The organism is Amycolatopsis thailandensis (assembly GCF_042723255.1).
GTDB classification, from domain to species: domain Bacteria; phylum Actinomycetota; class Actinomycetes; order Mycobacteriales; family Pseudonocardiaceae; genus Amycolatopsis; species Amycolatopsis thailandensis.
In genome coordinates this window covers 1-9,520 of the sequence record NZ_JBHXJK010000167.1, presented here as the reverse complement: position 1 = coordinate 9,520, position 9,520 = coordinate 1, and the positions used below count along the sequence as shown (strand labels likewise).

The window sequence follows — 9,520 nt, the reverse complement described above, 5'->3', positions numbered from 1 at the left end:
TTGTGTTATACCCACCCCCCCGGGGGGGGGGGGGTGGGCTGTTTTGGGGCGCCCCGCCCTAAACCCCCGGTCCGGCCGTTTCTTTGTCCTGAAAGTGGCTTTCGCGACACCCGAACCCCGGCAGGCACGCGAGCGGTCGAGCTCGACACCTGTGCCCCAATCACCGCATTTAGTCCTCTGAATGCGATCGAATGCGATAGCCCACCGGTCGTGACCGGCACCCTCTCGTCCCGAAAAGCGCTGAAAGTACCGGTCATCCACCGTCCCGGGCCGAATCCCCATCGCCGTGCCGGCGAATTGTCGGGGCCGCCCGTTAGCGTCCCCGGCATGACCATCGTCGAAGAGCACCGGACCGAGATCCGAGTGCAGGACACCGTTTATCGCATCGAGGTCGCCGCCCGTGAGGGTGGCGGCGCGGCCGGGGAAGACCGCTGGGTGACCGTCATGGTCGGCGGAGCCGGACCGCAGGAGGAGCCTGTCGCCGAAGGCAGGCTCGACATCGACGCCGAGGCAGTACCGGCCTTGGCGACCGTCTTGTCCGACACGCTGATGGCGTTCGCCGGCCGGGGCACCGGCCGCAACGGCCGCCGAAGATCGGCCGACCGTCCAGCACGGCAAGGCCTGCCTTGGTCGGACGAGCTGGACGCGGAACTGGAAAGCCGTTGGCTGGCCGGGGAAAGCGTCGAGGAGATCGCGCAGCGGTTCGAGCGGACACCGGGCGGGATCCGGGCCAGGCTGCCCAGGGTCGGCTGCGACCCGGAGCGCCGGGGCGCGTACCTCCCGATCCCGCCGAGCAGGCGAGAGGGAGGTGGACTCGGCTGAATCCAGGCGGCTGCGAGGGCCACCCGGTCTTCGCAGCCGCCGTCAGTCCACTGTGGACTTCGTACCGCGGCCGGCCCGCGCGGCCATCTCCCGGAGATGGCCGATCAGCTCCGGCGGTTCGTGCACGGTGAATTCGCAGCCGAGACCGAGGATCCGGAACGCGAGCCAGTCCAGGGTGTCGGTGCCCGCGTTCAGGACGCAGGTCTGCTCGTCGACCGGTTCGAGTTCGCCGACGTCGTCCCCGATCGCGGGGGCGACCTGGCTCATCGGCGCGTACAAGGTCACGCGGGCGCTGAAGGTGGGAAGGAGGCTGTACATCTTGTCGGTGACATAGGCCGCCACGTCCTCCGCCGGTGGCTGTCGCGGCGTCGCCCGGCCGCCGGTCGCGCGTGGCCCGGAGATCCGGTCCGCGCGGAAGATCCGCCAGTCGTCCCGGTCGAGGTCGTAGCCGAGCAGATACCAGCGGTGCCTGGCCGAGACGAGCCGGTGTGGTTCGACGTGCCGCCGCGATTCGGTCCCGTCCCCGGTCCGGTAGGCGAACCGCGTCCGTTCGGTGTTGGCGATCGCGCCCGCGAAGACGGTGAGGTGTTCCGGGTCCACCGCGGGGCCGGTGCCGGGCAGCGGCACGGTCGCGGCACCCAGGGCGCCGACGCGATAACGCAGCCGCGAGGGCAGCACCTGCTCCAGTTTCGCCAGCGCCCGCACCGAAGACTCCTCGATACCCGAGATCGCCTGCCCGGCGGCGCTCCGGAGACCGACCGCGATCGCGACGGCCTCCTCGTCGTCGAGCAGCAGCGGGGGCATCGCCGCGCCCGCGCCCAGCCGGTAGCCGCCTTCAGAACCTCGCGAGGCTTCGACGGGGTAACCGAGCTCGCGCAACCGTTCGATGTCGCGGCGGATGGTCCGAGGGCTGACCGCCAGCCGTTCGGCGAGCTCGCTGCCAGGCCACTCGCGAGGGGTCTGCAAGAGCGACAGCAGGCTGAGCAGCCGGGCGGGCGTGTCCGTCATACCGCAAGGATGCCCCGTACAAAGGACAGGGGATGGCCTATTTCGGGTGAGCCGCGCGACCTTTGTTTGATTGAACTTGCACGGCTGTGCATAATCATACGTATGACGGTGAAGATCGCGGTGGCCGGAGCCAGCGGGTACGCGGGCGGCGAACTCCTGCGCCTGCTGCTGACCCATCCCGAAATCCAGATCGGCGCGCTCACCGCGGCCAGCTCCGCGGGGACGCCACTCGTCCAGCACCAGCCGCACCTCGCGCCGCTGGCCGAACGTGTCCTCCTGGAGACGACTCCGGAAACCCTGGCCGGGCACGACGTCGTCTTCCTCGCCCTGCCGCACGGCCACTCCGGTGCCATCGCCGCCCAGCTCGGCCCGGACGTCCTGGTGGTCGACCTCGGCGCGGACCACCGGCTTTCGGACGCGGCCGACTGGCAGCGCTGGTACGGCGGTGACCACGCCGGGCAATGGCCGTACGGGCTTCCCGAGCTCCCCGGTGCCCGTGAGCGGCTCGCCGGGACCAAGCGCATCGCGGTCCCCGGCTGCTTCCCGACCGGCGGTTCGATCGCCCTCGCCCCGGCGCTGGCCGCGGGCCTGGTCGAGCCGGAGGTCAACGTCGTCGCCGTGACCGGGACCTCGGGGGCGGGCAAGAGCCTCAAGCCGAACCTCCTCGGTTCGGAGGTGATGGGTTCGGCCACCGCGTACGGCGTCGGCGGCGCCCACCGGCACACCCCCGAGTTCGCGCAGAACCTCTCGGCGGTCGCGGGAGCGCGGGTCAAGGTCTCGTTCACCCCCGTGCTGGCCCCGATGCCGCGAGGGATCCTCACCACCGCGAGCGCCGCCCTCAAGTCCGACCTGGACGCCGACGGCGCCCGCGAGCTCTACGAAAAGGCGTACGCCACCGAGCCGTTCGTCCAGCTGCTGCCGCCTGGCCGGTGGCCGTCGACGGCGTCGGTGGTCGGCTCGAACAACGTCCAGCTGCAGGTCACCGTGGACGCCGACACCCGGCGCCTGATCGTGGTCGCGGCCATCGACAACCTGACCAAGGGCACCGCGGGAGGCGCCGTCCAGTCGATGAACATCGCACTCGGCCTCCCCGAAACCACCGGACTACCGACCGTAGGAGTGGCTCCGTGACCGTCACCCAGCCGAAGGGATTCCGCGCCGCGGGCGTCGCCGCCGGGATCAAGGCCGAGGGCAAGCTCGACCTCGCGCTCGTCGTCAACGACGGGCCGCTGCAGGTCGCGGCCGGCGTTTTCACGCGCAACGTGATCAAGGCCGCGCCGGTCCTCTGGTCGCAAGAGGTGCTCAAGCAGCAGCGCCTGAAGGCCGTCGTCCTCAACTCCGGCGGAGCCAACGCGGCCACCGGCCCCGGTGGCTTCCAGGACACCCACCAGACCGCCGAGAAGGTCGCCGGGCTCTTCGAGGCCGGGGCCATCGAGGTCGCTGTCTGCTCGACCGGCCTGATCGGCGAGCGGCTGCCGATGGACGCGCTGCTCTCCGGCGTGGACACCGCGTTCGGCCGGCTCGGCGCCGGCGCCGAAGCCGACCTCTCCGCCGCCACCGCGGTCATGACCACCGACAGCAAGCCGAAGCAGGCGGCCGCGACGCACGACAGCGGCTGGGGCGTCGGCGGGTTCGCCAAGGGCGCGGGCATGCTCGCCCCGAACCTCGCGACGATGCTCTCCGTCCTCACCACCGACGCCGTCGTCACGCCCGAAGTCCTCGACAGGGCCCTGCGCGCCGCCACCGGTGTCACCTTCGACCGGCTCGACGTCGACGGCGGCACCTCCACCAACGACACCGTGCTCGTCCTCGCGTCCGGCGCCAGCGGCGTCGAACCGACCGAGGCCGAGCTGACCGAACTGCTCACCGCGGTCAGCCTCGACCTCGTGCTGCAACTGCGCGCGGACTCCGAAGGCGCGACCAAGTACGTCGACGTCACGGTCACCGGCGCGGCGAGCGAGGCGGACGCGATCGCCGTCGGCCGGACGATCGCCGAGGACAACCTGGTCAAGACCGCGCTGTTCGGTTCGGACCCGAACTGGGGCCGCATCGCGATGGCGCTGGGCCGGGTGCCCGCGGAGATCGACCCGGAGAAGGTCGCCATCGCGATCAACGGCGTCACCCTGTTCGCCAAGGGCACTCCCGCGGCGGACCGTTCCGAAGCGGACCTCTCGGGCCGGGACATCAAGATCGTCGTCGACCTGGGCCTGGGCGAAGGGGAGTCGACGATCTACACGACCGATCTCTCGCACGCGTACGTCGAAGAGAACAGCGCGTACTCGTCATGAGCCCTTCCGAATCCACGGTCCCCGCGGACGAGCGGCTCGCTACGGCCGCCGAGAAGGCCTCGATCCTCATCGAAGCCCTGCCCTGGTTGCAGCGCTTCCACGGCGCCACCGTCGTGGTCAAGTACGGCGGCAACGCCATGATCGACGAAAGCCTCAAGCAGGCCTTCGCCGAGGACATGGTCTTCCTGCGCATGGCCGGGCTGCGTCCGGTGGTGGTGCACGGCGGCGGCCCGCAGATCACCGCCATGCTCACCCGGCTCGGCGTCGAAGGCGAGTTCAAGGGCGGCCTGCGCGTCACCACGCCCGAGACCATGGACATCGTCCGCATGGTGCTGACCGGCCAGGTCAGCCGCGAACTGGTCGGCCTGATCAACGCGCACGGCCCGTACGCGGTCGGCATCTCCGGCGAGGACGCGCGGCTGTTCACCGCCGAGCGCAAACAGGCCACTGTGGACGGTGTGGCCGTCGACATCGGGCTCGTCGGCGAGGTCTCCGAGGTCAACCCGGACGCGGTGCTCGACATCGTCAACGCGGGCCGGATCCCGGTGGTGTCCACCGTGGCCCCGGACGTCGACGGCGTCGTGCACAACATCAACGCCGACACCGCCGCCGGCGCGCTGGCCGCCGCGCTCGGCGCGGAGAAACTCGTCGTGCTCACCGACGTCGAAGGCCTGTACGCCAACTGGCCGGACCGCGGTTCGCTCGTCGACCGGATCCGCGTGGACCGCCTCGAAACCCTGTTGCCCGGCCTCGCCAGCGGCATGATCCCGAAGATGGAGGCCTGCGTGCGCGCCATCCGCGGCGGCGTCCGCCGCGCGCACGTGATCGACGGCCGCATCGCCCATTCGGTGCTCTTGGAGGTTTTCACCTCCCGTGGCATCGGTACCATGGTCTTCCCCGAAACGGAGCTCCCGTGACCACGTGTAAGTCCAATGTAGACGGCCAGGAGCGCTGGAAGTCTTCCCTCATGGACAACTACGGCACCCCGGCGCTGACCCTGGTGCGAGGCGAGGGCGCGAAGGTCTGGGACGCCGACGGCAAGCCGTACGTCGATCTGCTGGGCGGGATCGCGGTCAACGCGCTGGGGCACGCCCATCCCGCCGTGGTCGCCGCGGTCACCGAGCAGGTCGCGAAACTCGGGCACACCTCGAACCTCTACGCGAACCCGGTCGTCGTCGAACTCGCCGAAACACTCCTGGACGTCGCCGGCCTGTCCGGCAACGCGAAGGTGCTGTTCGTCAACTCCGGCGCGGAGGCCAACGAAGCCGCGCTGAAGATCAGCAGGCTCACCGGGCGGACCAAGATCGTGGCCTGCGAGGGCGCTTTCCACGGCCGCACGATGGGTGCCCTGACATTGACCGGTCAGCCCTCGAAGCGGGACCCGTTCGCGCCGCTGGTCCCGGGTGTCACCCACGTTCCCTACGGCGACATCGACGCCCTTCGCGCGGCGGTGGACAGCGAAACGGCCGCGGTGTTCCTCGAACCGATCCTCGGGGAGGCGGGTGTCGTCCCGGCGCCGGACGGCTACCTCCAGGCCGCACGGGAGATCACCAAGGCGACCGGGACCCTGCTGGTGCTCGACGAGGTACAGACCGGCATCGGCCGCACCGGCGCGTGGTTCGCCTTCCAGCACGCCGGCATCGTCCCGGACCTCGTCACCTTGGCGAAGGGACTCGGCGGCGGACTGCCCCTCGGCGCGGTCATCGGCGTCGGGGAGGTCGGGGACCTGGTGAAGCCGGGCCACCACGGGACCACCTTCGGCGGCAATCCGATCTGCTGCGCCGCCGGGCTCGCGGTGCTCAAGACCATCGCCCAAGACAACCTGAACGACCACGTTTCCGCGCTGGGCAAGGACATCGCCTCCCGCGTGGAGGAGCTCGGCCACCCGCTGGTGGCCGGGGTCCGCGGGGCCGGGCTGCTGCTCGGCATCGCGTTGCGCGAACCGGTCTCGGCGGCGGTCGCCAAGGCCGCGCAGGACGCGGGATACCTGGTCAACCCGATCGCCCCGGACACCATCCGGCTGGCACCGCCGCTGATCCTGAGCGCCGACGAGGCCGCGGGATTCCTCGAAGCCCTTCCCGGGGCGCTCGATTCCACCACCACCTAGGACAGAGACGAAAACGCATGCTGCGCAACTTCCTCCGTGACGACGATCTCAGCCCCGCCGAGCAGGCCGAGATCCTCGACCTCGCCGACCAGCTGAAGGCCGAGCCGCTGAGCTCCCGCGCGCTGGAGGGCAAATCGGTCGCGGCGATCTTCGAGAAGAACTCCACCCGGACCCGGTTCTCCTTCGAGGTGGGTATCGCCCAGCTCGGCGGCAACCCCGTGATCGTCGACGGGCGCTCCATGCAGCTCGGCCGCGAAGAGACCATCGAGGACACTTCGCGGGTGCTTTCGCGGTACCTGGACGCGATCGTCTGGCGGACCTTCGCCCAGAAGCGGATCGACGCGATGGCGTCGGCGGCGAGCATCCCGGTGATCAACGCGCTCACCGACGAGTTCCACCCGTGCCAGGTGCTCACCGACCTGATGACCATCCGTGAGCGCAAGGGCAAGCTCGCCGGGCTCACCCTGGTGTACCTCGGCGACGGCGCCAACAACATGGCGCATTCGCTGCTGGTGGGCGGGACCACGGCCGGGATGCACGTGCGCGTCGTCTCGCCGGAGGGTTTCCAGCCGGATCAGCAGGTCATGCTCGACGCCAAGCACCGTTCGTCGGAGACCGGTGGCAGCACCACGGTCTTCACCGACCCGTACGCCGCGGTCGAAGGCGCGGACGTCGTCGTCACCGACACCTGGACCTCGATGGGCCAGGAGAACGACGGTCTCGACCGGGTCGGCCCGTTCCGCGAACTCCAGGTCAACACCGCGCTGATGCGCCGCGCCGCGGACGAGGCGATCGTGCTGCACTGCCTGCCCGCGCACCGCGGCTGGGAGATCACCGACGAGGTCATCGACGGTCCGGCGAGCGCGGTCTGGGACGAGGCCGAGAACCGGCTGCACGCGCAGAAGGCGCTCTTGGTGTGGCTCATGGACGAGAAGCGACGATGACCGGCGGAAGAGTCACCCGGCAGGCCCGGATCACGGCACTCGTGTCGTCGATGGCCATCCGCAGCCAGACGGAGCTCGCGAAGCTCCTGGCGGCGGAGGGGATCGACGTCACCCAGGCGACGTTGTCCCGGGACCTCGACGAACTGGGCGCGGTGAAGCTCCGAGGTGCCGACTCCGGTGCACCGGTGTACGTCATCCCGGAGGACGGCAGCCCGGTACGCGGGGTGCAGGGTGGCACGTCCCGGCTTTCGCGGCTGCTCGCCGAACTGCTCGTTTCGGCGGACTCGTCGGGAAATCTGACGGTGCTGCGCACGCCGCCGGGAGCGGCGCAGTTCCTCGCCAGCGCGATCGACCGGGCGGCGCTGGAGGAGGTCGTCGGTTCGATCGCCGGCGACGACACGGTCGCGGTGATCGCGAGGGAGCCGTTGTCCGGCAAGGACCTGGCCGAGCGTTTCATGGCGCTGGCCCGACGATCGTCCACAGTGGACGGCGGTGAGGAGACCGAAGGTGACGCCTGACGGGTTCGCCTTCCCGGAAGATCCCGAGAAGCTGGTCGTCACCTTCGACGAAGGGGTGCCGGTCGCGATCGACGGGGAGACCGTGACGCTCCTGGAAGCCTTCCAGGAGCTGAACCGCCGTCTCGGCGCCTTCGGGCTCGAAGGGCACGGGATCTACGCGGGTCCCGCCGCGCTCGCGCTGGTCAGCGCGTACGAAGAATTGAAAAAGGTCGGTATCGGGCAGGTCTCCGGCGAGGTCCGCCTGGTCCTGCACCACGGGAACGCGGTCGTGAGCTCCGCGCGGGACGAGCGCGCGCTGTACGACTTCACCACAGGCGCTACCTTCGACCGGTCAGTCGCCTGAAGAGAACCAAGGAATCCGAGGAGTGTTGTGAGCGGGAATGAGCAGCCGGTGCAGCTGTGGGGCGGCCGGTTCGCCAGCGGGCCGGCGGAGGCGATGGCGGCGCTGAGCGCGTCGACCCATTTCGACTGGCGGCTGGCGCCGTACGACATCGCCGGGTCGAGGGCCCACGCGCGAGTGCTGCGGAAGGCGGGCCTGCTCACCGAAGACGAGCTGACCGGCATGCTCGCCGCGCTGGACACCCTCGCGCAGGACGTCGCGTCGGGCGCGTTCACCCCGACAGTCGCCGACGAGGACGTCCACACCGCGCTCGAACGCGGTCTGCTGGAGCGCGCGGGCACCGAACTCGGCGGCAAGCTGCGGGCAGGCCGTTCGCGCAACGACCAGGTCGCGACGCTGTTCCGGATGTGGTTGCGGGACGCCGCCCGCCGAGTCGTCGCTGGCACGCTCGGCGTCGTCGACGCGCTGGTTTCGCAGGCGAAGCGGCACCCGGACGCCATCCTGCCGGGCCGCACTCACCTCCAGCACGCGCAGCCGGTCCTACTGGCGCACCATCTGCTCGCGCACGGCCAGTCGCTGCTGCGCGACGTCACCCGGTTGCGTGACTGGGACGTTCGCACCGCCGAGTCGCCCTATGGTTCCGGCGCGCTCGCGGGCTCCTCGCTCGGACTCGACCCCGAGGCCGTCGCGGAGGAGCTGGGCTTCGACACCAGCGTCGAGAACTCCATCGACGGCACGGCGTCGCGGGACTTCGTCGCCGAATTCGCCTTCGACGTCGCGATGCTCGCGGTCAACCTGTCCAGGATCGCCGAAGAGGTGATCATCTGGAACACCGCCGAATTCGGCTACGTCACCCTCGACGACGCCTGGGCGACCGGCAGTTCGATCATGCCGCAGAAGAAGAACCCGGACGTCGCCGAGCTGACCCGCGGCAAGGCCGGACGGCTCATCGGCAACCTGACCGGCCTGCTCGCGACGCTCAAGGCGCAGCCGCTCGCGTACAACCGGGATCTGCAGGAGGACAAGGAGCCGGTCTTCGACTCCGTCGAACAGCTGGAACTGCTGTTCCCGGCGATCGCGGGCATGCTCGAGACGCTGACCTTCCACACCGACCGGCTCGCCGAACTGGCGCCCGCCGGCTTCACCCTCGCCACGGACATCGCCGAATGGCTGGTGCGCCAAGGGGTCCCGTTCCGCGTCGCGCATGAGGCGGCGGGGGAGAGCGTCCGCGTCGCCGAGGGCCGCGGCGTCGGCCTGGACGAACTGACCGACGAAGAGTTCGAGAAGATCAACCCGGCGCTGACGCCCGCCGTGCGCGAGGTGCTGACCGTCGAGGGCTCGGTGAGCTCGCGCGACGCCCGTGGCGGTACCGCTCCGGAGCGGGTCGCCGAGCAGCGGGACCGGCTGGTCGCACGGGTCGCCGAACACCGCGCCTGGCTGAGCTAGAAGTACATGAAGGCCCCCTTCCTTGCGCCTGTCGCAAGGAAGGGGGC

The 9,520-nt window shown here is 70.3% G+C and carries 10 protein-coding genes; 9 read left to right on the top strand and 1 reads right to left on the bottom strand.

What is annotated here, in order from left to right; translation table 11 throughout:
- Positions 1-327: 327 nt before the first annotated feature.
- On the top strand, positions 328-822 hold the full coding sequence (locus tag ACFWMR_RS38225) for a helix-turn-helix domain containing protein (protein ID WP_378381924.1): 495 nt from the start codon (positions 328-330) through the stop codon (positions 820-822).
- Positions 823-864: 42 nt separating this feature from the next.
- On the opposite strand, the gene ACFWMR_RS38220 is transcribed toward ACFWMR_RS38225, so the two are convergent.
- Positions 865-1,830 carry a helix-turn-helix transcriptional regulator gene (locus tag ACFWMR_RS38220; RefSeq protein WP_378381923.1) on the bottom strand — a complete coding sequence of 322 codons (966 nt, stop codon included), beginning with the start codon at positions 1,828-1,830 and terminating at the stop codon, positions 865-867.
- Between the two features lie 102 nt (positions 1,831-1,932).
- Between ACFWMR_RS38220 and argC the strand changes: the two genes are divergently transcribed.
- The 8 genes from argC to argH are packed head-to-tail and all read left to right on the top strand — an operon-like array spanning position 1,933 to position 9,473.
- Entirely contained in the window at positions 1,933-2,961 is a 1,029-nt protein-coding gene (argC, locus tag ACFWMR_RS38215; RefSeq protein WP_378381922.1) for an N-acetyl-gamma-glutamyl-phosphate reductase, read from the top strand.
- Positions 2,958-4,118 carry a bifunctional glutamate N-acetyltransferase/amino-acid acetyltransferase ArgJ gene (argJ, locus tag ACFWMR_RS38210; protein WP_378381921.1) on the top strand — a complete coding sequence of 387 codons (1,161 nt, stop codon included), beginning with the start codon at positions 2,958-2,960 and terminating at the stop codon, positions 4,116-4,118. The genes argC and argJ overlap by 4 nt, the downstream gene beginning before the upstream one ends.
- Positions 4,115-5,035: an acetylglutamate kinase gene (argB, locus tag ACFWMR_RS38205; protein WP_378381920.1), complete on the top strand. Its 921-nt coding sequence runs from the start codon at positions 4,115-4,117 to the stop codon at positions 5,033-5,035. Before argJ ends, argB begins: the two co-directional genes overlap by 4 nt.
- The gene (locus ACFWMR_RS38200; RefSeq protein ID WP_378381919.1) at positions 5,032-6,225 is read left to right on the top strand and encodes an acetylornithine transaminase; all 1,194 of its coding nucleotides are present in this window, start codon (positions 5,032-5,034) and stop codon (positions 6,223-6,225) included. The genes argB and ACFWMR_RS38200 overlap by 4 nt, the downstream gene beginning before the upstream one ends.
- Before the next feature lie 17 nt (positions 6,226-6,242).
- Entirely contained in the window at positions 6,243-7,169 is a 927-nt protein-coding gene (gene argF / locus ACFWMR_RS38195; RefSeq protein ID WP_378381918.1) for an ornithine carbamoyltransferase, read from the top strand.
- Entirely contained in the window at positions 7,166-7,687 is a 522-nt protein-coding gene (locus ACFWMR_RS38190; protein WP_364202441.1) for an arginine repressor, read from the top strand. The genes argF and ACFWMR_RS38190 overlap by 4 nt, the downstream gene beginning before the upstream one ends.
- Entirely contained in the window at positions 7,677-8,030 is a 354-nt protein-coding gene (locus tag ACFWMR_RS38185; RefSeq protein WP_378381917.1) for an argininosuccinate synthase, read from the top strand. The genes ACFWMR_RS38190 and ACFWMR_RS38185 overlap by 11 nt, the downstream gene beginning before the upstream one ends.
- Before the next feature lie 27 nt (positions 8,031-8,057).
- Positions 8,058-9,473 (top strand): argininosuccinate lyase, encoded by a 1,416-nt coding sequence (gene argH / locus ACFWMR_RS38180; protein WP_378381916.1) that lies wholly within the window; start codon positions 8,058-8,060, stop codon positions 9,471-9,473.
- Positions 9,474-9,520: the final 47 nt, after the last annotated feature.

What these genes read in the sequence shown, in the direction of transcription:
- ACFWMR_RS38225 (WP_378381924.1), top strand. Translation starts at nt 328, where the DNA reads ATGACCATCGTCGAAGAGCACCGGACCGAGATCCGAGTGCAGGACACC.
- ACFWMR_RS38220 (WP_378381923.1), bottom strand. Translation starts at nt 1,830, where the DNA reads ATGACGGACACGCCCGCCCGGCTGCTCAGCCTGCTGTCGCTCTTGCAG.
- argC (WP_378381922.1), top strand. Translation starts at nt 1,933, where the DNA reads ATGACGGTGAAGATCGCGGTGGCCGGAGCCAGCGGGTACGCGGGCGGC.
- argB (WP_378381920.1), top strand. Translation starts at nt 4,115, where the DNA reads ATGAGCCCTTCCGAATCCACGGTCCCCGCGGACGAGCGGCTCGCTACG.
- argF (WP_378381918.1), top strand. Translation starts at nt 6,243, where the DNA reads ATGCTGCGCAACTTCCTCCGTGACGACGATCTCAGCCCCGCCGAGCAG.
- ACFWMR_RS38190 (WP_364202441.1), top strand. Translation starts at nt 7,166, where the DNA reads ATGACCGGCGGAAGAGTCACCCGGCAGGCCCGGATCACGGCACTCGTG.